The 24564-nt window shown below is 59.0% G+C and carries 18 protein-coding genes and 1 pseudogene; 6 read left to right on the forward strand and 13 right to left on the reverse strand.

The genetic code is table 11. The features are described 5' to 3' along the window. Positions 1-51: 51 nt before the first annotated feature. The 3 genes from Q1A00_RS13160 to purL are packed head-to-tail and all read right to left on the reverse strand — an operon-like array spanning position 52 to position 4526. Positions 52-783 (reverse strand): hypothetical protein, encoded by a 732-nt coding sequence (locus Q1A00_RS13160; protein ID WP_298482645.1) that lies wholly within the window; start codon positions 781-783, stop codon positions 52-54. A gap of 12 nt (positions 784-795) precedes the next feature. Then, on the reverse strand, positions 796-1605 hold the full coding sequence (locus tag Q1A00_RS13165; RefSeq protein WP_298405330.1) for a DUF1444 family protein: 810 nt from the start codon (positions 1603-1605) through the stop codon (positions 796-798). Further along, a complete protein-coding gene (gene purL / locus Q1A00_RS13170) occupies positions 1602-4526 on the reverse strand; it encodes a phosphoribosylformylglycinamidine synthase subunit PurL (protein WP_299757246.1) in 2925 nt (974 codons plus the stop codon). Before purL ends, Q1A00_RS13165 begins: the two co-directional genes overlap by 4 nt. Before the next feature lie 180 nt (positions 4527-4706). On the opposite strand from purL, the gene Q1A00_RS13175 reads away from it, so the two are divergent. Next, a complete protein-coding gene (locus Q1A00_RS13175; protein WP_298405325.1) occupies positions 4707-5219 on the forward strand; it encodes a YbaY family lipoprotein in 513 nt (170 codons plus the stop codon). On the opposite strand, the gene Q1A00_RS13180 is transcribed toward Q1A00_RS13175, so the two are convergent. The 3 genes and pseudogenes from Q1A00_RS13180 to Q1A00_RS13185 form a co-directional block, all read right to left on the reverse strand. Beyond that, positions 5211-5957 (reverse strand): winged helix-turn-helix domain-containing protein, encoded by a 747-nt coding sequence (locus tag Q1A00_RS13180; protein ID WP_298405323.1) that lies wholly within the window; start codon positions 5955-5957, stop codon positions 5211-5213. The genes Q1A00_RS13175 and Q1A00_RS13180 overlap by 9 nt on opposite strands. Before the next feature lie 112 nt (positions 5958-6069). Continuing rightward, a pseudogene (locus tag Q1A00_RS18485) lies at positions 6070-6399 on the reverse strand (hypothetical protein); the annotation flags it as partial. A gap of 106 nt (positions 6400-6505) precedes the next feature. Beyond that, positions 6506-6709 (reverse strand): hypothetical protein, encoded by a 204-nt coding sequence (locus Q1A00_RS13185; protein ID WP_299757250.1) that lies wholly within the window; start codon positions 6707-6709, stop codon positions 6506-6508. Between the two features lie 729 nt (positions 6710-7438). Between Q1A00_RS13185 and Q1A00_RS13190 the strand changes: the two genes are divergently transcribed. Together Q1A00_RS13190 and Q1A00_RS13195 are read left to right on the forward strand one after the other, a co-directional pair. After that, positions 7439-11260 carry a magnesium chelatase subunit H gene (locus Q1A00_RS13190; protein ID WP_298490071.1) on the forward strand — a complete coding sequence of 1274 codons (3822 nt, stop codon included), beginning with the start codon at positions 7439-7441 and terminating at the stop codon, positions 11258-11260. 116 nt (positions 11261-11376) lie between these two features. Continuing rightward, entirely contained in the window at positions 11377-12339 is a 963-nt protein-coding gene (locus tag Q1A00_RS13195) for an AAA family ATPase (RefSeq protein ID WP_298405321.1), read from the forward strand. 110 nt (positions 12340-12449) lie between these two features. On the opposite strand, the gene Q1A00_RS13200 is transcribed toward Q1A00_RS13195, so the two are convergent. Beyond that, entirely contained in the window at positions 12450-13544 is a 1095-nt protein-coding gene (locus tag Q1A00_RS13200; protein ID WP_298405318.1) for an STAS domain-containing protein, read from the reverse strand. A gap of 80 nt (positions 13545-13624) precedes the next feature. Between Q1A00_RS13200 and Q1A00_RS13205 the strand changes: the two genes are divergently transcribed. Both Q1A00_RS13205 and Q1A00_RS13210 read left to right on the forward strand, forming a co-directional pair. After that, a complete protein-coding gene (locus Q1A00_RS13205; RefSeq protein ID WP_298405315.1) occupies positions 13625-14854 on the forward strand; it encodes a hypothetical protein in 1230 nt (409 codons plus the stop codon). Then, positions 14851-15555, forward strand: a complete 705-nt coding sequence (locus Q1A00_RS13210) for a hypothetical protein (RefSeq protein WP_298405312.1) — start codon at positions 14851-14853, stop codon at positions 15553-15555. The genes Q1A00_RS13205 and Q1A00_RS13210 overlap by 4 nt, the downstream gene beginning before the upstream one ends. 30 nt (positions 15556-15585) lie before the next feature. On the opposite strand, the gene Q1A00_RS13215 is transcribed toward Q1A00_RS13210, so the two are convergent. From Q1A00_RS13215 to Q1A00_RS13240, 6 genes are all read right to left on the reverse strand, one after another. Continuing rightward, positions 15586-16212, reverse strand: coding sequence for a hypothetical protein (locus Q1A00_RS13215; RefSeq protein ID WP_066785235.1), 627 nt, complete (start codon positions 16210-16212; stop codon positions 15586-15588). Positions 16213-16357: 145 nt separating this feature from the next. Then, positions 16358-17029 carry a Crp/Fnr family transcriptional regulator gene (locus Q1A00_RS13220; protein WP_298405304.1) on the reverse strand — a complete coding sequence of 224 codons (672 nt, stop codon included), beginning with the start codon at positions 17027-17029 and terminating at the stop codon, positions 16358-16360. Next, a complete protein-coding gene (gene argB / locus Q1A00_RS13225) occupies positions 17026-17790 on the reverse strand; it encodes an acetylglutamate kinase (RefSeq protein WP_298405301.1) in 765 nt (254 codons plus the stop codon). Before argB ends, Q1A00_RS13220 begins: the two co-directional genes overlap by 4 nt. 242 nt (positions 17791-18032) lie before the next feature. Continuing rightward, the gene (locus Q1A00_RS13230; RefSeq protein ID WP_298405298.1) at positions 18033-18980 is read right to left on the reverse strand and encodes a hypothetical protein; all 948 of its coding nucleotides are present in this window, start codon (positions 18978-18980) and stop codon (positions 18033-18035) included. 47 nt (positions 18981-19027) lie between these two features. Continuing rightward, on the reverse strand, positions 19028-20170 hold the full coding sequence (locus tag Q1A00_RS13235) for a DUF4350 domain-containing protein (RefSeq protein ID WP_298405295.1): 1143 nt from the start codon (positions 20168-20170) through the stop codon (positions 19028-19030). Continuing rightward, a complete protein-coding gene (locus Q1A00_RS13240; protein ID WP_299757257.1) occupies positions 20167-21141 on the reverse strand; it encodes a DUF4129 domain-containing protein in 975 nt (324 codons plus the stop codon). The genes Q1A00_RS13235 and Q1A00_RS13240 overlap by 4 nt, the downstream gene beginning before the upstream one ends. Before the next feature lie 94 nt (positions 21142-21235). Between Q1A00_RS13240 and Q1A00_RS13245 the strand changes: the two genes are divergently transcribed. Further along, a complete protein-coding gene (locus tag Q1A00_RS13245) occupies positions 21236-24526 on the forward strand; it encodes an efflux RND transporter permease subunit (protein WP_298405290.1) in 3291 nt (1096 codons plus the stop codon). Positions 24527-24564 lie beyond the last annotated feature (38 nt).

Below are 24564 nucleotides of genomic sequence, written 5' to 3' on the forward strand. Positions count from 1 at the left end.
CGTCAGCGCCGTTCGCGGATTGTTGTCTGACTCTCGTGTCGCTTATCTTGCTTACGCCACCCGGTTTAACCGGTTTAACCCCGACGTGATAATCGCTACACACCACCCCAACAGCAGCAGCGTCAGCACCAATCCTACTCGTGTCGGCCACTCGCCGTCGGGCAACAGCCGGCTGATTAACAACGGCGCACCGGTCACCCCGTAGACCAACCCGCCCAAGAAGAGCGGCATCGGCAAGATAGCCGCCGCCATGATCGGCCACGAGTAATTCTGTACCGTAATAAAGACGTAGCAGAGGCCATACGTGATCGTGGCGCTCATCAGCGCTGCCAGCAACTCGGCACTGATGCCGAAGGATAATGAACCGAGCAGTGCCGGCGGCGCCGGATCGCGCAAGCCTAGCACGCTTGCCAACAACTGTATGCTGATGAAGATGGCGTAGGTGAAGAGACCGTTCAACAGGCCGGGATTCCACCAGCGATAGAGGTAGAGCGCCGCAATAATCATCGCCGGCAAAGTGTCGGGCCATGCTGCGCGAAATGAAGCCGTGACATTGAAAGGTGTCGTCAGCGCCGTTACCAGCGAGGTCAGCGACGGCACCGTTTGAATGCTGTACAACAGCCGCCAAAACGGCTCGAGCAGGGTGCTCAGTTGACCTGCTGCCAATGCAAAGACGTAAAGCGGATTACGCTGCTGCCACCACAACCAGCATGCAGCGCCGTACAGCAGAAAGGTAATAACAACCGCCAGCAGAGTTCTCGCTCCTTGCGCGCTATCGTGCAATGGCGCGCGCTGCTATTCCCAGATGTACTCTCGAATCTGACCGTCTTCGATAGTGAAGAGCTGATCGGTCAGGCTGTATTCGCGTTGGGCGGCATCAAGCTGGATCTGATGCGCGACGCTGGTCAAGATGTCTTGGTCGGCATCGCTAAAGGCAATCAGAAAATCGCGATTAGGAATACCAATGACCATCTTGCCCGGAAAATGGGGCTGCCAGCTCGCCAGCAGATCGGGCAAGAGCAGCCGGGTCGCATCGTAGCCGTCTTGGGTGTTGGCGACGATGAGCCGCTGCGCCCCTTCGCCGGTCATCAAAAAGTGCGCTCGCTCGTGAGTGCGGGCGGCTAAATTGGCTAACGCCCGCTCGTGCAACTGGTGCTCACCAATCCCCCACCGCTCCAAATGGCGCTCGTTGATGTAGGCTACCCTCTGCGGTTCATCAATCACATACGCAATGATCAGATCGGCCAGAAAGGGCCGGTAGGCTAGCATCGGCAACTTCTTTTCAAACACCGCGTTCAGCAGCGTAATCGGTTTGAGCATCGGCATCACTCGATCTGCCACCTCGGTGAAGGTGCGTGCCTCGCGTGCCGGCGTCTGTTCGTGCAGCACTCGCAAGAGGGTGCTGTACACCAGATCAAGATGCTCAGGCGCCTGCGTGTAGGCATTGTAGAAGTTGGTCAAATCAACCCGCATCCGTTGATTGGCGACGCACACCTGCAAAATATCGCCTTCGCGTCCAAGGAAATCGACAGTTGGCTCAGCCACCAACCGGCGCTCGATGTCAGCCGCAAATGCGGCCCGATCGAGCGGACTCTGCCCGTTCATAGCTCCTCGTCCTTCACACTAATTGCGTCAAGACCATGTTGCCACGTTGCGCGCAATTGGGCCACCGGCAGATTGATCAGGGTCTGATCGCGCCATACCGCCTGCACCTCCGGCGCTGCCGTCACCACACCCAACCGCACGAGCGGCAAGCCGGCCAGCATTGCCTCGAACGCTGCGCTCTGCGCCGGATCGACCGCAACCAAAAACCGGCTCGGCGTTTCGCTAAACAGCAACGTGATCGGGTCGAGGTCAACCCCATTGAGGGTCAGGTGCATCCCGAACTCACCGGCGATCGCCATCTCGGCTGCCGCCACTGCCAAGCCACCTTCGCTCAGGTCATGGCAAGCGCGCACCAAACCGGCGCGAATGGCACGATGGATCGCGCGGAAGGTGGCACGCGCCGCCGCCAGATCGACTTTGGGCAACGCGCCGGCGTCTTCGATCATACCAACCGCCGCCAGATGGCTGCCGGCAAACTCGGCCCGCGTCGCGCCGAGCAGGTAGATCACATCACCCGCCTGCTTGAGATCCATAGTCACGCACTGGCCAATATCATGAACGTGGCTCAGGGCCGAAATCAACAGCGTGGGCGGGATCGCCACCCGATTGCCATTCGCATCGCGATACTCGTTATTCAGCGAGTCTTTGCCGCTGATGAAGGGTGTACCGAAGGCAACTGCGCCATCATAGCAGGCCGCCGCAGCCCGCACCAACCCAGCCATGCGATCGGGTTGCTTGGGGTCACCCCAGCAGAAGTTATCGAGAATAGCCGTGCGGTCAGGGTCGCCTCCAACTGCCACCACGTTGCGCAACGCCTCATCAATTGCGGCCAGCGCCATCCAATACGGATCGTGACGGCCATAGCGCGGGCAGATGCCAAAGCCGAGCGCCAAGCCAGCCGGATCGTGCGGCACCGGTTTGATCACTGCCGCATCAGATGGCCCGGCGAGACTAGCGCCGACCAGCGGCTTGATCACCGTGCCGCCCCCCACTTCGTGATCATACGTGCGGATAATTCGCTCTTTGGAAGCAATAGAGGGATGGGCCAGTAGCGCCAGCAGCGCTGCTTCCGGCTGTACATCAGCGAGCGATGGCGATCGTCTCAGCGCCGGCGACGGTTCCCAACGGGCGCTGAGGGTACGCTGGGGCCGCCCCTTGTGCAAAAAGTCCATCTCAAGATCAACGACCGCTAGATCGTGATAATAGACGCGCAACCGGCCATCATCGGTAAAGCGCCCGATCGGCGTTGCTTCGACCTCTTCGGCGGTGCAGAGCGTGAGCAGCGCTACCAGCCGATCTGGCGGCACGGCCAGCACCATGCGTTCTTGCGCTTCCGACAGCCAAATTTCCCACGGCTGCAAACCGGCGTACTTGCACGGCACATGTTCGAGATGCACCTCAGCGCCTAGTTCAGCGCCCATCTCACCGACCGCCGACGACAAGCCGCCGGCGCCGCAATCGGTAATCGCCGAATAGAGCTGGGCATCACGGGCCTGCAACAGCACATCGAGCATCTTCTTTTCGGTGATCGGGTCGCCGATCTGCACCGCGCTGCCCACTTCGCTGGCCGTAGTATGGGTCAACTCAATGCTGGAAAAGGTCGCGCCGTGGATGCCATCGCGCCCGGTGCGCCCGCCCATTACCACGATAATATCGCCGGGCCGCGCGTTGCGCGGGTGCATGCCGCGTGGGGCAATGCCGACCGTGCCGCAGTAGACCAGCGGATTAGCCGTATAGCCGGGATCGAACAATACTGCCCCGCCAACGGTGGGGATGCCGAGCTTATTGCCGTAATCGCGCACACCAGCGACCACACCGCTCGCGATCCGGCGCGGATGGAGCACGCCGGGAGGCGGGAGCGGCGCATCGGGCATGCCAAAACAGAGCACATCAATATTGGCGATCGGGCGGGCCGATACGCCCAACACATCACGTATCACGCCGCCAACGCCGGTATTCGCGCCGCCGAACGGCTCCAGCGCGCTCGGATGGTTATGGGTCTCGACCTTATACGACACTTCGTAATCGTGACCAAAAGTAAGGATGCCAGCATTATCCACAAACGCGCTCAACACCCATGCATCATCGCGCCCGGCCAACGCCTGCTCGGTTGCCCGCATCAAGAAGGTACGGATGAGGCTGTCAATGTCAGCCTTGCCGGCGGCCAGTCGGGCCAGCATAGGATGCAACGCCGCATTCGTCGGCAACTCCTCTGGCGGCTGCTCATACTGCACGCGGGCTTTAAAGGTCTTATGCGAACAATGCTCGCTCCACGTCTGGGCAATCGTCTCAAGCTCGCCATCGGTTGGATCGCGCCCCTGCACCGTAAAATAAGCTTGAATTGCCCGCATTTCAGCCAAATCGAGCGCCAGTACCCCACGCTGGCTAATCTCAAGCAATTCGGCGTCATTAGCCGCGCGCAACGGCACCGTTGCCACCACTGGCTTGGTCGGGGCCGGATCGGCAACCAGCATCGTGTAGAACGCTGTCCGCGCCGGGCTAGGCTGGCCGGAATGGTAGGCAATCGTCGTATGCACCACCTCGATGGACAGATCAGCAGCAGCTTGGGCCGGATCGGTGTCAGGCGGTAAGAGATAGCGGCGCAACGCGCGGGCATGCTCGATCCCGCGCACCCCCAACCGATACGCCCCTTCAAGCGCACTCTCACCCTCGCTGTCGGTCACGCCGGGCCGATAGGCCACTTCCAACACTAGCGCCTCGGTCGCTGGCAGAAACGGATCGGTCAAAGGCCGATTCTCCTCCACCACTTGCCAATGGGCCTGCTGCACAATCGGATCGTGTAAGAGCTGATCGACCACGAGGGAAACCGCCGCCGGAACTAATTCATTGCCAGCCAGCAAATAGAGCGTCTGCGGCGAAGCGGCGGCGCGCGACGCCACTGTCACAAGATAGAGCGGCATAAGAACTCCGAAACGTAACGCAAAGGCGCACAAGTACGAGTCAACAGGTTGGCGTCATCTCATTATCACCGCCTAAGCAGGTTCGCACCTGCATCTCTGCGCCAGATTTTGCGCGTTCACATCGTTTATAATCTTGAGTATACCATCTTCTCTTGCCGATGTTGCAGCACGGAGCAGACTATGCAGTTCTATCGCCGGGCAATGGTCCTTCTCATCGGGGTATTGCTGCTTATCGCGCCAACCCTGACCATAGCACAAGGCACTGCCAGCCTCACCGGCACCATTACCTACTACGAACGGATAGCGTTGCCGGCTGATGCGCTCGTGACCTTGCAAATTGCCGAAGTGACTGCTAGCGGCACAGCCGGACGGGTGATTGTTGAACAGACATTTGCCACTAGTGGCGCACAGGCGCCGTTCCGCTTTAATCTTACCTACAACCCGGCGGTAATCGACGCCGGACGGGTGTACACCCTCCGAGGCTACATTCGATCTGGCGGCAACACACTTTTTGCTACTGATGGGATCATTCCGGTAATCACCGGCAACGCACCCCGCAGCGATCTGAGCGTGGTTATGGTCACTGCCCGCAGCGTCAATCTGCCGGCTGCCGGCAGCGAACTGTGGTTGGTGTGGCTGGCGATCGGGTTAGGTATTGCTGGCGGCATTGTGCGGATGGTGCGATTACGCTAGCAATTGGGGCTGCGGGTTGGCAGCCGATTGCTTGCGGGGCACGCGCAATTGATAACCGACACCGCGTTCGCACACCAGATACCTTGGATTCTTCGGATCACGCTCGATCTTCGATTGCAGATAGTACATCCGCCCCCGCAATAAATGGCGCGACTCCTCTTCGTCATAATGTGACGGGTAGAGGAGCTGTGCCAGTTCTTTGTACTGGCAGAGACGGCCATTCGCATCGTAAAGGTATTGCAACAGCTTCAATTCATCTTTGCTCAAACGCACTTCGCGGTGGCCGAGGTAAAGCCGGCGCTGGATGGGATCGATTGCGAACAAACCGGGCGAATCAGCCTCGATATGGTCAGTGGCAAGCACAACCCTATCGTCAGCGACGGGTGTAGGCCGAACGATTGCCTCTAGCAACGTATGTGGCACCGGATACGGCAACCAGAGAACGTGTGCTAGCCAACTGGCATTGAGGGCCATAAACAACCACGGGTCGCCGCCGGCCAGCACAATCTTCTGATGCGGCGAGAGGGTGCTACTGATTATTTTCAAATCGCTTTGTGGATCTGAAAAAAGCGTAGCATTAGCAATACAGATAGCGATTCGCTGATCGTTGAGATAATGCGCCATCAGCCGGGCATCGGTTGTTGCCAACACGGGCCATTGCCATTCGTGTAAGCGGTTCACCAACGTTGTGCGACTGGCATTATCGTAGTCAAGGAGCAACGCGATACCACGGCTCATAATATGAATGGCTCCATATGTGATTGAAAGGCTGCTTGGCGGGTAGTATAGGCAGAAAGAGAAATTTGTGCAAACGAACACGAATATCGTATGTAGATGCAAAGCGAAGATTTCATGTCTTTTTTGAAATGAACCTACGTAACTGCTGACCTGCATTGGCCAATTGGCGCTGACGAGTGCGCTGATGGCGGGCCAGAATTCCCATCTGTTTGCGGTATTTGGTAATAGTACGCCACGCAACCGCATATCCCTGCGCAGCTAACCGTTGGGACAGTTCTTCATTGCTTAGCGGGTAGGATTCAGTTGCATTCAGCTCACGTAATGCCTCTTGCATCGGTCTTGCCTCGGCGAAGAAGTTATCAAGCGGCGCCAACGCGCAGTTAGGCAGTAATGCCCATTTGCCAGCTACCGCGCGACATACGGTTGAAACGTGCAGGCCAAGGTCTTGGGCAAGTTAGGTGCGGCTGCGCGGAGCTATCTGAACTGGTCCACAACGCAACCATGCTGCTTGCCGGATCGCCAGCATGGTGCCAATGCGACACAGCGTATCATAACGGCGTTACAAGCTCTGCAAAAAGATGCGCTCGCGCAAGGAACTGGCGGACATGTTCGCGTTCAGTTGCTGAGAACACAGCGGCGCGTGTATCCAGCTCGGAATCGACAGGATTGACACCGAGCCGATGCTGCGGGCGGATTGGCATTTCAACTCTGAAGCCGGCAGCACTAGGCTTGAAGATCAGATCGGCAGACAAGCGCCCTCACCGTTCTTCGCTTGGTCAGATATGAGAATGGCCATGACCGCGTAGCGCCGGATCAACACGCCTACTACGACCGCCGATTCCGGCAATTCGCTCCATACCAACACCTCGGACGTATCTACCCGTAACAACGACCTGCGCCACTGGTTCGCGGACAATGAGCAATAAGCGCTGTCGGCTACCCTAACTCCAGCGTTGAACCAAGCCGCAGAGCTTGGCAGCAGCGTGGTCAAAACAGATGATGCTAGGCCCGCTCAGGCAGTGCGATGCGAGCAAAAGCTTACCAACCGGATCGAGTGGTAGATGGGAATTGAGTTGCGGTAATGCTTGTTCTTGCCACGCCCGATCGTTCTCATGCCAGTGAATCTAGACGACCACCCCAAAGCTCCTTTGCTGTGGTCGATTGGCGCGTTGTAGGGTAGGTGTAGCATAAAGCAACGGATTGGCGAGACCTGTATTAGAAAAACGAGAGACGGTACAACATCAATTTTCTTGTCTGCGCGTGTGAGTGCCGCATAACCGAACCATCTGTTGCCCTACCACCCCACCGCACGCAGCGGCCAACCGGTCACCGGTTGCTGAATCTTCACCATCCGTGCCTCCAGAATATGTGTTTCTTTACAAAATGAGATAACGTATCTATAATGACATATCATATAATGAAAAATAGCTTCTTGGACAAAGGTTGAATACACAAACGTGACGGCGCCGGCGCGCCGTACCATTGCGTCGCTGCACCAACTAGCAAGGAGATCTGCTATGCGCTTCGTGTTCATGTGTATCGAAGCCAACAACGCTCCCGCGCTGCGCAAGGCGGCGGCGGCAATCGAACGCGAATACGGTCTGCGGTTAGCGATTGATTTCTTTACCCCGCCCGATATGCGCACCGCCGCCGATTGGGAGCGGTTGGCCGCTGCGGTGGCACGAGCTGATTTTGTCTTTGGCTCAATGCTCTTCGGCGAAGAGTATATCCGCCCCTTGAGCGAAATTTTGGCAACCGCGCCGTGCCCGGTTTGCATGATCATGAGTAGCCCCTCGCTGATTAAGCAGACGCGCATTGGCAAGTTTGATCTCCGCCCCAAACCCGCCGCCGAACAGAGCGCCTTCCGCCAGTGGCTGAGCCAATTCCAACCCAAACACGGTCACGGCGAGATTCAGCGCCAGATGTCGCTGGTGCGCGGCCTGAGCAAGATGTTGAAGTTTTTGCCCGGCAAGGCGCGCGATATCCATAGCTATGTCATAGCGCACCAGTTCTGGGCCGCTAGCACGCCCGAAAATCTGCGCCGGTTGCTACTGCTGTTCATCGAACGCTATGTACCCGGCTATAAGGGCAAGCTGCCGGTACTTGATCCGCAGGATATTCCCGAATCCGGTGCGTTTCACCCTGATGCACCAGAGCCGTTTGCTGATTTGGCCGCTTACCGCGCTTGGCGGCGCAAGCAGCGCCAGAAATTTACTGGTGGCACGGTCGGGTTACTGACCATGCGCCCGTTTGCGCTGTCGGGCAATAGCGCCCATCTCGAAGCGCTGATCCGCGCGCTTGAGGCCCGTGGCATCGAAGTGCGCGCCGCCTATAGCCCGACGCTCGATATGCGCCCCACGGTCGAGCGTTTCTTTACCGATGCCGTCCGCGCTCGCCGCCACGAGCCGCCGGCTGATGTTGATCTGATTGTCAATACTACCGGTTTCGCTCTCGTCGGTGGGCCGGCCAGCACCGATCCCGTCCAAGCCAGCGCTATCCTCGACCAGCTCGATACACCGATACTCGATCTGTTCCCGCTGGTCTTTCAGCACATTGAGCAGTGGCGCAGCGATGATCGCGGGATTGCGCCATTCCAACTGGCACTCAATGTGTCGCTGCCCGAACTCGACGGCGCAACCGATCCGCTGGTAATCGGCGGTATGCCGCGCGGTCGCGAAGATGTGATCCCGCTGCCCGCCGAAATTGAACTAGCCGCCGACCGGATTGCAGGCCGGGTGGCACTACGCCGCACGCCCCCGTCCGAACGGCGGATCGCGATTACCCTGTTCAATTTCCCGCCTAATCTCGGCAACGCCGGTACTGCCGCTTATCTCGATGTCTTTGCCAGTGTTTTCCGCCTGATGCAAGAGCTGCGCGCCGCCGGGTATACGGTCGAATTGCCGCCGAGCGCTGATGATTTGCGCCGGCTGGTGGTCGAAGGTAACGCTCTGCTGCACGGCACCGACGGTAACGTCGCCGATTCGTTGCCAGTTGAAGAGTACCGCCGCCTCTTCCCCGATTATGTCGATATCGAACCGTATTGGGGGCCGGCCCCCGGCCAGTTACTCAGCGACGGCAAGCGGCTCCATATCCTTGGCCGCCGCTTTGGGAATGTGTTTGTCGGTCTGCAACCCAGCTTCGGCTACGAGCGCGACCCGATCCGGCTGTTGATGAGCAAGGACGCCGCCCCACACCATGGCTTTGCCGCATATTACGTCTGGTTGCGCAAGGTGTTCAAAGCCCACGCTGTGCTCCATTTCGGCACCCACGGTGCGCTTGAGTTTATGCCCGGCAAGCAGGCCGGCCTCAGCGCGCAGTGCTGGCCATTGCGCTTGCTCGGTGGCTTGCCTAACGTGTACTACTACTGCGTCAATAATCCCAGCGAAGGCAGCATTGCCCGCCGGCGCGGCATGGCGACGCTGGTCAGCTATCTGGTACCGCCGGTGCAACAGGCCGGTCTCTACAAAGGGTTGCGCGCACTCAAAGACAGCATCGATCGCTACCGAGCCTATCCCGACCCGGCTTTGATCGACGACCTACGCGCCCAAGCCGAGGCACTGAATATTGCGGTCAGCGGCGAGGGTGACGAGTATGTCGCCGCGCTCGGCCACGAACTGTTGCAGGTCGAGCAGCGGATGATTCCGGTCGGCTTGCACGTGCTCGGCCAACCACCCCAAGCGAGCGAGCAGGTCGATGTGCTGAGCCTAATTGCAACCTTTGCCCGCGTGCCGTGCGGCCATAACCAGCCGCCGCTCGAACCGCTGCCCCACATTGTTGGCCGCGCCTTGGGGGTTGACTACCCTGCTTTGACCGGACGCCTGCGCCACGATCCGGCGGCCCAAGCCCAGTATCGCCAGATCGAGGAAATCTGCCGCGCAGCGGTAACGGCGCTAGTTGAGCACGGCACAGGCCACGCCGCCGATGAAGCGTTGGCTCGCCACGTGAAGCTGCCGCACGGCCAGCTTACGCCACTGTGGGACTACTTGCTCGACATTCAGCGTCGTATGACCACCGAGCGCGAAATTAGCGGTTTGTTGCGCGCGCTCAACGGCGGCTATGTGCTGCCTTCGGCAGGCAACGATGTGGTGCGCAACCCGTCGGTCGTGCCCACTGGCCGCAACATCCACGCCTTTGATCCGTTCCACATACCAGCTCCGGCTGCCGCCGCCGCCGGTATGGCCATCGCCAACGAGCTACTCGAACGGGTACGCGCCGAACAGGGAGCCTACCCCGAAACGGTGGCGATGGTGTTGTGGGGCACCGATAATATCAAGACCGAGGGTGAGGGGATCGCACAGGCGCTGGCGTTGGTCGGCGCGCGCGCTGTCGCTGACGAACTAGGCCGGATCACCACGGTCGAGCTGATCCCGCTGGCCGAGTTAGGCCGCCCGCGCATTGATGTGGTGCTGACGGTGAGCGGCATCTTCCGCGATCTGTTCGCCGCGCAGGCTGCGTTGCTCGATCGTGCCATCCGCATGGCCGCTACCGCCGATGAACCGCCAGAGTACAACTTCGTGCGCGCCCATGCACTGGCGCAAGCTGCTGAATTGGGTTTGAGCGTCGAAGCGGCGGCGACTCGTGTCTTCTCAAACGCTTCCGGCAGCTATGGCGCCAACGTCAACCATCTGGTCGAGAGCAGCACGTGGGAGGAAGATGGCCAGTTGGCCGAAGCCTTCATGACTCGCAAGAGCTTCGCCTTCCAACCCGGCGGCGAATGGAGTGAAGCGCGCGCTGTGATGGAAAAGGCGTTGGCAACGGTGAGCGTCACCTTCCAAAATGTCGATAGCGTTGAGAATGGGATCAGCGACATCGACCACTACTACGAGTACCTCGGCGGTCTGACCAAGAGCGTTGAGAAGACCCGTGGTGTGCGACCGACGGCGCTCATGGGTGAAGTAGCCGAGCTGGTCACACCGGGGGCCAGTCGGGTGCGCTCGCTTGAGCAGATGGTGCGGATCGAAAGCCGGGCCAAGTTGCTCAACCCGAAATGGTACGAAGGTATGCTCAAGCACGGCTACGAAGGCGTGCATGAGATCGAGATTCGGGTCAGCAACACCTACGGCTGGAGCGCCACCGCCCAAGCGGTTGACGGTTGGGTCTACCAAGGCGTCGCCGAAACTTACCTGCTTGATCCAGAGATGCGCGAGCGGCTCGCCAGTCTCAACCCGCACGCCACCGCCGGCATCGCCGGTCGCCTGCTCGAAGCTCACAATCGCGGCTTCTGGCAAGCCGACGACGCCACCCTTGAGCAGTTGCGCGAGATCTATGCTGACCTCGAAGATCGGTTGGAGGGGGTGCGCTAAGCGCCAAACCTGCCTTAGCGACGGCCCTGCGGGGTCGTCGCTACTTGACATGCTGCCCCTGCTCTACTACACTGGCAACGCGTTGCCTCGCAGAGCGCCAGAGTAAGGAGCAGCGCATGGCGCGGATCGTCGCAGTTATCAATCTCAAAGGCGGGATCGGCAAGACCACCACAGTTGTCAATCTCAGCGCCGGGTTGGCGCTGAAAGGGGCGCGGGTATTGTTGATCGACATCGACGCGCAGGGCAATTTGTCCATGGCGCTCGGTGTGCGCGCGCGCCGCACCCTCTACGAAGCGATCGTCGATCATAAACCGCTGACCGATCTGCGGATCAGCGCACGCCCCAACCTCGACCTCGTCGCCGCCGATGAGTCATTGCTGCTCGCCCAGCAAGCCATTGCCGGACGCGCCGATTGGGTGCGGGTGCTCGAACAACTGGTGCGCCCGTTGCGCTCGGAATATGACTTTATCTTCTTCGATTGCGGCGGTTCGCTGACGGTGCTGAATCAAAATGCGTTGATGGCCGCCACCGAAGTAATCGTGCCTACCACCGTCGAACCCTTCTCGGTGCGCGGCTTGGAAAAGCTGATCGCTCAAATTGCGCGGGTGAAGGGCAGCACTAGCGTGGTGCGTGCAATCATTCCCACCATGGTCGATCCACGGATGAAGCAATCGATTGAACTGCTCGCACACCTCAACCGCACCTATGGCCAGCTTGTCATGCCGCCGGTACGAGTGAACGTGCGCTTATCGGAAGCTTCGGCAGTGGGAAAGACGATCTACGAACACGATCCGCGCTCACGCGGCGCGCTTGACTATGCCCAGATCGTTGAATTACTCAGCAAAGCGTGGAGTTTCCAACCCAAACAAACCGCGCCGGCCTCGCCATCATCGAGCCAAGCCCATCCGGTGGCGCCGGCAGCGCGCCCTGAACCGGTTGTGACCGGCGGCGGCGAAGTGCAAACCAACGTGTGCCCCAACTGCGGGCATACGCTCCAGCGTGCTACGGTTGCCGGATACCGCATCACCTACTGCGTCAACTGCCGCTATCGCCGGCAAGAGCTGATCAACGGTAGCTAAAGCCAGAGCACTGGCCGCTATCCCGCTAACATCACCCGTGGGCGCGCCGTCCACGCCCCGATTACCAGCATACGTACCCTGCGCCGTAAGGATATTGCGCTGCAATGTTCCTACCGCGTCACCAATTGCCGGCCAACCCACTCGACTGCCCCAGCGAGATCGCTGAAGACGTGCGAAATCGGCAACTCAATGCCAAGACTCACCATTGTCTGCGCCACTTCAGGTCGCACCCCGACCAGCGCCACCTCCGCCCCTAGCAAGCGCACGCTCTGCACCAGTTGCATCATCCCAGCGGCAACCTCAGTATCAATCACCGGCACGCCGGTCACATCGAGGATCAACCAACGCACGCGCTGCTGCTCGATCTGGGCCAACGCTTGCTCTTGAGTCAGCGTCAACCGATCGCGATCAATGGTACCCACCAACGGCATCACCAACGCCTGTTTGCCCACCGGCAGCACTGGCACGCTCAGATCGCGGATCACGTCACGTTGCGCAATCACTTCAGCCAGTAGGCGACTCTGGGCGACAGCGCGATCTTCAAGCTCGCGCAGCGCCTCTTGCAACGCTTCAGTTTGGGCTTCTACCCGCCGGTCAAGCTCCTCGTTCATGAGCTGCAACTGCGTTGCCGCTTGTCGGGTTTGTTGCAATGCAGCCTGCAAACGATGATAGAGCTTTTCATTACCGGCGCTCTGGACGAAACTAATAACCGCGACAAAGCTCACTAACATGCTGGTCGTCACTAAAAAATCGGGTAATGGCAACGAAATAATTGCTGACTCAGCCAAAAATGCGATGCTCACTAATCCAATTAGCACTGCTACCGTTACAACGATAACATCGCGAAACCGTAGAATCGTTGCTGCTAGCACCAACGGCACGACAATAAACACGGCAACCGGACGATCAGGATGAAATATCGTAGCAGAAATGGTTCCAATCAATGAAACCACAACGGTCAGCCAACCGGCAAGATCAACATACCCCATGCGGGTCATGCCAATGATCGCGATGTAGAGCGCGGCGCCAAACCCAGTCGGGATCAAGAGTACAATCAGTTCTGGGAAAGAAATGACAATTGAAACCGCAATGAGCACATTGATGACAAACAAGGCCAGCCCGATAATGGCAATATTTCGTCCTCGCTGGCGGACTTCTTCATCAGAGTGGCGGATGTCGAGCAGGATAGAGAAGAAGCGTTTCATACGTTGTACAGAACAGTTGCAAAAACGATTGTTCGGTGATTATAATGGACTTATCTTATTTTGACAAAGTGTGTTTCTCCATGCGTTCGCTACCCTCTAACCACGTACCCTACCGACTAGCTGGCGCGATTGCTGCGTTGAGCGGCAGCGGAATGCTGCTACGCATCCAGCGCCAGCCATTCACCACATTACAAGGCTTCATCGTGATTGATGGCTTGAGTTGTCTCGTGCTGATCACGGCAGGTCTTCTCATGTTCACTATGCCAGCCCACTGGCGCCGCTTGGGGCAACTGGCGGCGCTTGGCATAGCGATACTGAGCGGTCATCTGGCTGGCATTGCTATGGGCCTGCTGGTAACGCTGATCGTGAGCGAACGTTGGCGGGAACGAGGGGCTGGGTTAGCGTTGGCCGCAGGGTATGGCTTGATCGGCTGGTTGGCATCATCATGGCACGTGAACGCCAGCGGCGATGGCTTGAATAGCCTTAGCTTCATCTTGCTCTTGGCTGGAACAGCAATTGCCGCCGGCATCCTCGATCTCACTACTTCCAAACGAGGACCATTTGAGCCACTAGCGACGCTAGCCGGCATTGCCGCCGTACTACGATTGTTTAGCGTGGGATCGTGGAATCTGGGTTGGCAGTTGGCAATGCTGCTGGTAGGCGGCATGCTAGCGATTAGCACGGCGTGGCGGGCGGCCACAGCGACTGAGCCGCTGGAAACGGAGGAGTGGCTGCAACGTAGTTTGAGCGGCTTAGCTCTTACCGCGACCGGATGCGCCTCACCGGCTGGGGTAGCGGCTGCCGGGTTGCTACTGCTACAGCTCACCTTCCGCCGGCTGGCGCAACCAACCGCGGGAACAGCAGCGTGGGCCGGTTGGCTGTTAGCCGGCGCCGTGCCGGGAACCCTAGGCTTTGTCGCGTTCTGGTCGGCCAGCGCCGCAGCGATGGCTGCTGGCGTGCCGGTCTTGGCCATTGTTGTGTGGGCCACTGCATTGTTGTGCATGCTGGCGGCGAGCCGCCACATGCAAGGGCCGGGCCGTTGGTCAAGCGCAGCCAGCGCGCTGGCCGGTCTCGTGCTCGGCCTTGCAGCACCAGCGTTAGCGCGTTGGCTGCTCCGCCCGCTCAGCGACCATCTCCAAGGCGGGTTGACCCCGTATGGCACGATCGAACCATGGGGATGGGCTGGGTTGCTGGCGCTCGACTCCGGCGCGCGCACAGTAGCGACCGCGCCGGGACTAGCGTTGTCCGCGTTGATGGGGCTGTTCGGCGCGCTCGTCTGGCTGATCAGTCGCTGGCGCGGGTGGGTATGAGCGATCTGCTGGGCACGTTTGGCCAAGGGTGGCCGCGATTGTTGCTCTACCCCGGCGGGTTGAGCGCGGTGTTAGCTGCGTTGCTCTTAGCGCGGGTGCGGGGTATCCGGCAAATGGAACCACTCACTGCGCCAAGATTGATCGATCTGTTGCCGCCGCTCAGCGCTATTGCGCTGCTTCCACTCGCCCCGGCGGCGGCGTTCGCTTACAGTCTCGATTTACTAACCGCCGTAACGTTGTTGCTTTGGCCGGAATTGCGCCGCGCCGCCGCCGAGCGCTGCGATCCGAACCAGCTCGCCGCGCAATACCTGCCCACCTTCCTTGCCGCGCTCGCGCTGGTTAGCGCAGCAGGCACCTTCGAGCTTAGCGGCCTGTTACGCTGGCCGCCTAGCCCGATGCGGCAGGCAGCATTCCTCCTCGGTGCAGGGGCTTGGATCGTCGCTATCCCGCGCCTTGCCCCGCCCCAACCCCATCTAGCTGCCGCTTGCAGCGCATTAGGTCTCATGCTAGTCGGAATATTGCCGCTCAGCGCCGCCATCAACACCATCACTGTCGCCCCGGCGTGGCTAAGTGTAGCGGCAGCGATGGCAATCGCGCTAGCCGGTATAGCGGCATCGTGCCGCTTACCGGTACAATGGGGATATGGATGGGCAATCGCGGCGTTGGTAGCGACAAGTGGCGTGCTGCTCGATAGCGGCTGAAGCAAGGGCGCGGTTTATCGCGCCCCAATGCTAGGCCGCATCCACCGAGCGATAGCCGCCATTACCGTGCGGATGGAAGGTATCGCTCAGATTAGCGATGATCGTGCGGGCCAGACTCATCTCCGAACGCAACAGCCGGCGCAGGCTCTGCACGTCACGGTCTTCCCACTGCTCGAACAGGTCAACCATCGTTGAGCTGACTAACTGCACCGCTTCCAATTCAACCCGTTGCCCGGCAGGTTGATACACGCGCCGCACTTCCACCGAAACCGGCTCAACCTCGGCTATCTCAGCCGGAAAGTGGCGCTCGAAGGCGGTATGGACAGCGCGCTGAAACATGCGCACCAGTTCAATGTCGCTCCGATCACGGTGATTGGTCAGCGTCACCGTGTACGTCATGGTCAATTCGAGCGGATCAGCCGGCAAATCACGGCCTTCGCTAATCAGTTGATGTACCGGCGACCACGTAAAGTTAATCTCAAGCCACGGCGGCATCGTCGCCAAGGTTAACGGCTCGGCGTGATCGGGGAAGAGTTCAATCTTGCAGGTACGATCGTGCGTGGCGGGGATGACGCTCTCTATGAGCGCGTGTTCATGCAGGCCAACGCTAAGCCATGCATCTTCCAGCGCCATCACGAGATCGTCGTAGGTTACCATCAATTGCACTCCTTGCAACAGTATCATAACCTCTCGATTGTACCCGAGTCTGGCGATGATGGCAACCGCCGTTAGCCGGATATCATCGGTACTATTACTGTAACACGAGAACGTAGTTGTTACGGTATAATTCCGTAGAGAATATTTACCCGGATGCCAAGCGGCGCAATTGGGCAAGATCGACCAAAACGATTGCATCGTCAGCGATCCGGATGAGGTTAGCCTCGCGCAAATCGCCCAGCGCCTTCGTTACCGTCTCGCGGTAGGCGCCGATCATCTCGGCCAATTGCTGGTGGGTATAACGGACGAGCGTAGCCGGCGTTGCGCCATCAGCCGGATCGCCGGCCAAATCGAGCAACAGGGCTGCCAATCGCTGCGGCACGCTCTTGAACGCAATATCGGCCAGCCGCTGCTCCATAGTGCGCAAGCGAGCCCCCATCAACTCCATCAGATCAATCGCCGCTCCCGGATGGCGGCTAAGAAAAGCGCGCAACGCTTCCCGCTCGATCCGCGCTACAAGGCACTCGGTCATCGCTTCGGCACAAGTATCGTGAATTCCCGGCCCAATCAGCGCCATTTCACCAAACAAACTAGGTGGATGGAGCACCAATAAGGTCAACGCCCGCCCTTCCGGCGAGAGCTTATAAATCCTGACCCGGCCTTGTTGCAAGAGAAAGACGTGCGTGCCGGCTTCATTCGGCATATGGAAGATATGCCCCGCCGGATACGAACCAATCTGCAATAATGCCGCCAGATCGGCTTGGGCCGCTGGGTCAAGATCGGGGAAGAGCGTCAAGAGATTCTGGCGGTTGGTCATGGTCTGGTTTCCTCAACCACAAAGCGCGTACCGCCATCGCTGAGACCAGCCAAATTTGTGATCCGGACGCTCGCGGCACCACGGCTGAGGACGGCCAAGGCTGCCCGTACCTTCGGAATCATGCCGCCGCTGATGACCCCTGTTGCGATATACGCCTCCGTTGCCGAAGGGGTGAGCGTTGGCACGACCCGGCCTTCAACCAACACACCCGGCACATTGCTGACAAACACCAATTCAGCGCCGCTGAGTGCGCCGGCCACGGCTTCGGCCACCATATCGGCGTTCACGTTGTAGCTCAGGCCATCGGCGTTCCCCAACGCCACCGGCGCAATCACCGGCAACCAACCCAACGCCAGCATCTGGCGCAACGCTGCGCCATCAACCGTTGTCACCACCCCCACCCGGCCCAAATCGCGCCCGTTAGGCCGGTAAGGGTCACAACGAAGCAGACCGAGGTCAAGCCCGCTGAGACCGATCGCGCGCACGCCGGCATTAACCAGTGCAGTCACAATCCGCTTATTGATCGTGCCACAGACAACCATTTGCATCATCGCCATCACTTCCGGCGAAGTCACCCGCAAACCATCAACAAACTCTACCTGCAAACCGGCCTGCTCGACAGCCGCGCTGATCTCTTTCCCGCCGCCATGCACTAGCACCACTGGCTGATGCATGGTACGAATTGTTTCAGTCAGACCTCCCAGAAACGCCGGATCGTCGAGTTCGTGGCCGCTGACTTTGATCACACTGATGGGATTCATACGGTTATTCCGTTCATTATGGATAACAGTATCGCTCTGCATTATTGCCGCTTTCCACCTGTCATTGCGAGCCACGCGGCACAGCAATCTCCTCCGAACACAGAATGCACCCGTTCAGCGTTCGTTCTCACCACAGCGGGAGATTGCTACCGTCGGGTGCTACCCACTCCCTCACAATGACAACAGTTCAGCCATCCCAGCCGCTAGTGCAGGTGTGGGCAACCCCTGCGCAATGACCAACCTCACGCCGCCAACCGCACCCCACCGTTCGCCGCTTGCTGGATGCGCCGAGCCAGATCGACACCATTGCGCTCGGCCAGCATCTGCCGGTAGTGAAGCGTACTCCAGATTGGCAACAGCGGCATCGCTGCTGTCAACCCAATCACCCACGCCACTGCGCTCAAGCCGCGGGTAAGTGGATGTTCCGCGCCGAACAGCAGACCAAAGGGCGCAGGCAGCAACACCGCCATCGTCAGCGTCACAATCACCGCTAACACGCCGAAGAGCAACGCCGCGCAGGCAAAAACAAGCACATTATAGTAGAAACGCCGGAAGAGCAGACTCCACGAGAGCTTGAATGCAAGCCCGATGGAAATGGTGTCATCAATGAGCGGTTGGATGCTATACAAAGCGGCCACCAGACCAGCGGCGCTAAGAACGAGATAGAGAAAATACGCTATGAGAGCCATGATGATAATTAAGGGCACAAACACGATCAAAGCGCTGGTACTTAACGCCGTACTTGTAACGGCAACTACAGCGAACAGTACACAAAAAACGATAAAGAATAAGACTCCGCCAAGCGACGACATGATCATCACCCAAACCAACGCCATTACCCCACCGTATATACTAGCGATTATCCAGCGCCCGATCTGTGGCCAACGCCATATAACGCGGCGCAGCGGCAGCGGCTGTCCATCGACCGCTATCCGGGTGGCGCGCGTCAGCGGCGGGATCATGAGTAAGGAAGTACAGAGCAGACTGATAAGAATCAGGAACAGATCCTCAAACAACATGTCCTCAATATCGCCGAGTGAAAAGAGCAGATTGAACGTCACTACCAGCGCCGGCAAACTAAACAGACCGGCCAACAGCGCAAAGGTGCTGAGGTATTGCCGATAAAGATTGACGCCTTCATCAAGCAGACTGATCACTTCTTGCAACGTTGAACGCCGGGTATTGCGCATCGGTTTGACCTCTCCGAACGTGTCGAGATAGACCGGCAGGCTTGTCGCTAGCCAACTCGATCGGCTTCGGCAACAAGCCGCAATAACTCTGCCTCGCTCAGATCGGCGCGCCGTAACTCGGCCAGCACCCGGCTCAGGACTGCGCGATCGATCGGGCGAATCGCGGCCAATTCCGCGACAAAAGCATCATCGTCAAGCGCAAGCGAAATGCCATACGGCTGGCCTAGCCGTCGTCGGAGCATGTGCCGGTAATGTTCGGCAGCGTAGGAAATCTGTTTCGCGCGGCGCAGCATGCCAGCCATACTGTCGATGAATTCGATACTGCTGCGGCGAGTGGCCTCGCTGCGCAACGGCAGTGGGCGAGCGAACCGGCGACTGCCGGTTAGGATGTACAGGCCAACCATCGCCACACTGTAAAGGATGGCCCAACCAAGCGGATTGCTTAGCAACAAGCTGCGCAAATCGGTTGACGGGCCGAAGCCGTGGTGAAATTCATCGAACACGATCCGCTCGCCGGGAGGCAACCAGCGGAGCAGGTTGAGCGCCAGCGCCGCCGATTCAGGCTCACGCAGGCCTTGGTTGGTGAAGGGATACACGCTTGACAAGGCGAATACATAACCATCACCGAAGCGTTGGCCGGCTACGATCGTCGTTGCACCATCAGCCGCCAGCGGCGCAAACGCTGGCAACGGCGAGGTCACAGCCAACACCACGCGTGTATATGCCGGCACGTGAGCGACCGGCGGCGCGCCCAGCGCGGGGTGCAAAACAGCAGCAGTGGTGATACGTCGTTCGCTTGCGATGAGTTTGAGATCAAACGCAGCCAACAATGGTGACACGGCACTCTGCGGACTGGGCACATTGTCAGCTACCACGAGAACACCACCCGCTTTGACCCACTCGACCACGGCCTCAACCTGCGCCGGCTGGTAACGTTCACTCGGCCCTAACACCAACAGTAGCCCGTCATTCGGAGTCAAGACAAACGGGCGATAGGCCAGCCGGTCAACCTGCCCATACACCCGCGTGAGCCAACGATAGAGCGCCAGCGCACCATTATCGTTACTGCTAAACGAGGTCACCCGCGCGTCAGGGGTGCGCTGGCCGGCCTGCTCGGCGCTGTAGGCGGCAAAGAGACCAAGACCGGCAAAGAGCGTAATCAGCAAGATCAATTCAAGCCGCAGCTTCATGATAACGTTCCCGCTGGTTGTTTGGTCAAGGACTGCACCGCCGCCACCTGCTGTTCATAACGGGCGAACGCTTGGTCATCGATCGGCTGGAAACCGTACCACACCGCGTCGAAGGTTGCCACCACCGGCGCGAGCAGATCACGCACCGGCGGCTGGTTCTGCAGCCGGTGGAGGTGTTCGCGGTTGGTAAGCGACCGTTCGTAGCCCAACAACCCCTGTTCATCCAGCCAGAGCAGAGCAGCGAGATAAAGATAGCGCACCGCGCTGCGCCGATCACCGACTCGGCGCGCTTCAGCGGCCAAACGTTGCGCCTCACTGTACGTCACCGGATCATCGCCATCGGCGACCGGTGTCTTGACCGGCGCGCGCAGGGTGCGGCGCACACCACGCACCCAGAAGAAGAGCAAACCAACGATCAAGGCGGCTGCAATCCCTAATATGGTCCAGACTAGCGGGGTAAACACAACGGGATTGGCTGGCGGCCCGTCAGGAGCCGGAACATCTGGGGGATTTGGGGTCAGTTGATCGAGCAGATCAAACAACCAATTTAAAAATCGGGTTAGCCATCCCTCCCCTGCACGATTGAAGGGAGGCTCGTTGTACACCGCTTGCCACTGGCGCAACGCTACTTCCGGCGACACAACGCCGGGTGGCGCTAACGCATCGATCAATGCCCCTAGTCGGGCGGCAATCGCTGGCAAATCGGGAGCGCTGGAGGCTAGCGCCGTTGTAAGCCAGCTCTGATCGACGTGCGCAAGCTGGCCGTCAGGCATACGCACCTGCTTGATCGCCGCCAATTCACCCGCCAGCACCTGTACATCAAGCAGATCGCCGCGCTGCGCCGCAGCATGGGCAGCCCGTAGTAACCGATCGTAATCAGCCAACGACACTTCAGCGGGTTGGGCCGCAACCAGTGCCGGCCATCCCCACCAAATGGCGAAAAAGATGATTAGTAATCGGCGAAATCTCATCCTTTTCATCCTTGACCGTCAGAAAACTTTACGCTATAGTAAAAACAAGTGTGTAACAAAGCCTGTGCAACAATGTCTTGTGGGAGGATAACCAATGACCCCGCCACGCCGGGAGAAGTTGAACGGCATCTGGATTTCCGATGTCTCGATTCGCCAGCCCGTCTTCATCACGATGGTCATGCTGGCATTCATCACCTTCGGTATTCTCTCATTCCGCTCGACCCCCGTCAACCTCTTGCCTGAAATTGACGTGCCGATTGTGGCCGTCAGCGTCACCTATCCCGGCGCCGGCCCCGAAAGCGTCGTCGATCAGGTGGTACGTCCAATCGAGAATGCGGTAAACACCCTCGCCGGGCTCAAGCATATCACATCGCAAGCCAGCGAGGGTTTTGCTTTAATTATTCTCGAATTTGAAGCCGGCAACCGGGCCGAAAAGCTCGAAGAGGATGTGCGGCAACGCGTGAATAGCATCTTGCCGCAACTGCCGCGCGACGTGCGGCAACCGGTCTTCCAGCGGTTTGATCCTAATCAGTCGCCAATTATGCAGATCGCCGTCGCCGATACGAGTGGACGCACCCCTCTCGAACTGCGCACGCTGATCGAAAACGAGATCGTGCCGCGCATCCAGCGCGCCCCCGGTGTCGGCTCAGTGACGGTAAACGGTGGTCAACAGCGCCAGATCAACGTCTGGCTCGACCTCGCCAAGTTGCAGGCGTATGGCTTGCTGCCTGCGCAGGTCAGCCGGTCGCTGCAACAGGCAAACGTTGACCTTGGTCTTGGCACTATCGTTGAGAACAATGCCGAGATCAGTCTGCGCGTACCCTCGCTGTTACGCAGCGTCGAGGATATTGCCCGCGTACAGATTTCGGGCACGCCCTACCGGGTGGGCGATGTGGCAGTCGTCGAAGAGGGTATTGCCGACGTTACCACCATTTCACGGCTGAACGGCAGCGACGCCATCATCCTCAACGTGCTCAAGCAATCGGGTGCCAATACCGTGACTGTCGCTGATAATGTCTACCGGGCGCTCGATCAGGCCTTTGCCGCATTTCCCGAACTGACATACAACATTCCGCTTGACTCGTCCGAGGCAGTGCGTTCATCGGTGCTCTCCTCGCTAGAAGAGTTGATGTTCGCCTCGATCGCGGCATTTCTGGTGGTATGGTTCTTCTTCCGTAACCTGCGCAGCACGATTATCACGATGGCCGGTTTGCCGGTGATCTTGATCGGCACCTTCATTTTTATGCCGATCTTCGGCTTAACGATTAATCTCGTCACCCTGCTGGCGCTCTCGCTCTGCGTCGGTCTCGTAATCGACGACGCCATCGTGGTGCGCGAGAATATCTTCCGCCACCTCGAACGGGGCGAAAGCCCGCGGGTGGCTTCATCACGAGGCACGTGGGAAGTCGGCCTATCGGTAGTGGCAATGACGTTGACGATCGTGGCGGTCTTCGTGCCGGTCACCTTCGCCGAAGGCGTGGCCGGGATCGTCTTCAAGTCGTTCGGCTTGGTGGTCTCGATCGCGATTCTGCTCTCGCTGGCCGAAGCCTTTACCTTCGCGCCAATGATGTCAGCCAATCTGTTCCCCAATGTCAAGCTCAAGCCCAAGCCGCATCATGCTAAGCACGAACCGATCGTCGAAGTGCCGATTTCCGACGAGGTCAGCGAGCGCGACATCGGCTTGCTGCAAGAAGCCAACGAAGACCCCGGCGTAATGGGCCGCTGGTACGGCAAATTGCTGGGTTGGACGCTAGCCAGTCTGCGTAACCGGCTGATCGTGGTCGGCATCTCGATTGCGGTGCTAGTGTTGAGCGTCTGGGTCGCGAGCGGTCTCAAGCTGACCTTCTTCCCTGAACAAGACCCGCACGAGTTCATCATGCGCTTCGAGGCAGCGCCGGGCACAACGCTGGCCGAAACCGACCGGCTAGCGCGGCAGGCCGAGCAGATCTTGCTGAACGATCCGGCGGTCGAGAATGTGATTGCGCGGGTGGGCGTAACCGGTTTTCCTGAGCGAGCCGAATTCGCAGTGACGCTGGTTGGCCGCACACCGACATTACCAACCCAAGAGCGCCTGCGTGAGCAGTTGAATTTCTTGCCGCGCTTGAGCTTCTCGGTGCCGAGCTTCCAACCCTCAAGTGCGGGGGTGGAAGGGCGCGAGCTGCAAGTGAGTTTGCAAACTACCCGCCCCGCCATCGAGCTAGCACCGATTGTCGAAGCCATCCAGCGCGAGATGGCAGCCATACCGGGATTGGTTGACATCGACAGCAATTTGCAAGTGGGCAAGCCCGAATTGCGCTTGCGTGCCGACCCGTCGCGCATCGGTGAGTTGGGCATTACCAACGAAGATATTGCCACTTCGGTGCGGGCCTTAATCAACGGTGACCGGGCTACAGTATTGCGCACCGGTACCAGCGATACTGACGTGGTAGTGCGCTTAGCCCCCCAAGATCGGGCCGGGATTGAGACCCTTGGCGCGATTAGTATCCCGACCCGCGCTGGCGTAGTGCCGCTCAGCTCACTGGGCACGCTTGAGCTTGCCTCTAGTCAAGTCTCAATCCGCCGCTACGATCGGCTCAATCAGGTGTTGATTGGGGCTAATCTTGAGGGCATCAACCTGAGCGACGCTCAAGCGGCGCTGCAAGCGCGGCTCGACGCTCTTAACATCCCAGCAGAAGTGATTGTCAGCTATGTCGGCACCTTTGCCCAGACGAGCGAAGGCTTCTCATCGCTCTTTCTTGCAATGGGCCTGTCGGTGCTCTTCGTGTACATGGTGTTGGCATCGCAATTTGGCAGCTTTACCCAGCCGCTGGTGATTATGATGGCAATGCCATTCAGCTTCATCGGTGCGTTCCTCGCCTTGCGCTTGGTGGGGATTGATCTCGACATCACCGGCATGATCGGTCTGATCATGTTGCTCGGCTTAGTGGTCAAGAACTCGATCTTGCTGGTTGACTTTACCAATCGGTTGCGCGATCTGGGCCTCGACAAGCATTCGGCGCTGAAACTGGCCGGCGCGATCCGGTTGCGCCCAATCTTGATGACGGCACTCTCGCTGGTGGCCGGCGCCATGCCGACGGCGCTTGGCTTGCACCTGCTGGCTACCGGTGAAGGCAACGAGTTCCGCAAAGGGCTGGCGTGGGTATTGATCGGCGGTATGCTGACCTCAACCGCGCTGACCCTGCTGGTAGTGCCGACCGTCTATAGTTTGATGGATGCAGCAGTAACATGGTTGAAGCAACGCTTTCGCAGCTCCCAGCCGCACGAAGGCTTCGAGCTGCCCGCCCCCGGTCCCGGTGTGGCTATCCCGCCGGCAACGCAAGTTACCCGACCCGCAGTGCCACCTGCACCACCGTCAACGCCGGCGAGCGAACCGTCTGGAGATTAATAATAGAGATACACTGAATACGATTGTAGGAGCCAAGT

This window comes from uncultured Chloroflexus sp. (assembly GCF_938091255.1).
Classification (GTDB): Bacteria; Chloroflexota; Chloroflexia; order Chloroflexales; family Chloroflexaceae; genus Chloroflexus.

What these genes read in the sequence shown, in the direction of transcription:
- Q1A00_RS13210 (WP_298405312.1), top strand. Translation starts at nt 14,851, where the DNA reads ATGAGCGATCTGCTGGGCACGTTTGGCCAAGGGTGGCCGCGATTGTTG.
- Q1A00_RS13220 (WP_298405304.1), bottom strand. Translation starts at nt 17,029, where the DNA reads ATGACCAACCGCCAGAATCTCTTGACGCTCTTCCCCGATCTTGACCCA.
- Q1A00_RS13195 (WP_298405321.1), top strand. Translation starts at nt 11,377, where the DNA reads ATGGCGCGGATCGTCGCAGTTATCAATCTCAAAGGCGGGATCGGCAAG.
- Q1A00_RS13180 (WP_298405323.1), bottom strand. Translation starts at nt 5,957, where the DNA reads ATGAGCCGTGGTATCGCGTTGCTCCTTGACTACGATAATGCCAGTCGC.
- argB (WP_298405301.1), bottom strand. Translation starts at nt 17,790, where the DNA reads ATGAATCCCATCAGTGTGATCAAAGTCAGCGGCCACGAACTCGACGAT.
- Q1A00_RS13240 (WP_299757257.1), bottom strand. Translation starts at nt 21,141, where the DNA reads ATGAGATTTCGCCGATTACTAATCATCTTTTTCGCCATTTGGTGGGGA.
- Q1A00_RS13235 (WP_298405295.1), bottom strand. Translation starts at nt 20,170, where the DNA reads ATGAAGCTGCGGCTTGAATTGATCTTGCTGATTACGCTCTTTGCCGGT.
- purL (WP_299757246.1), bottom strand. Translation starts at nt 4,526, where the DNA reads ATGCCGCTCTATCTTGTGACAGTGGCGTCGCGCGCCGCCGCTTCGCCG.
- Q1A00_RS13245 (WP_298405290.1), top strand. Translation starts at nt 21,236, where the DNA reads ATGACCCCGCCACGCCGGGAGAAGTTGAACGGCATCTGGATTTCCGAT.
- Q1A00_RS13200 (WP_298405318.1), bottom strand. Translation starts at nt 13,544, where the DNA reads ATGAAACGCTTCTTCTCTATCCTGCTCGACATCCGCCACTCTGATGAA.
- Q1A00_RS13230 (WP_298405298.1), bottom strand. Translation starts at nt 18,980, where the DNA reads ATGCGCAATACCCGGCGTTCAACGTTGCAAGAAGTGATCAGTCTGCTT.
- Q1A00_RS13175 (WP_298405325.1), top strand. Translation starts at nt 4,707, where the DNA reads ATGCAGTTCTATCGCCGGGCAATGGTCCTTCTCATCGGGGTATTGCTG.
- Q1A00_RS13205 (WP_298405315.1), top strand. Translation starts at nt 13,625, where the DNA reads ATGCGTTCGCTACCCTCTAACCACGTACCCTACCGACTAGCTGGCGCG.
- Q1A00_RS13165 (WP_298405330.1), bottom strand. Translation starts at nt 1,605, where the DNA reads ATGAACGGGCAGAGTCCGCTCGATCGGGCCGCATTTGCGGCTGACATC.
- Q1A00_RS13215 (WP_066785235.1), bottom strand. Translation starts at nt 16,212, where the DNA reads ATGGTAACCTACGACGATCTCGTGATGGCGCTGGAAGATGCATGGCTT.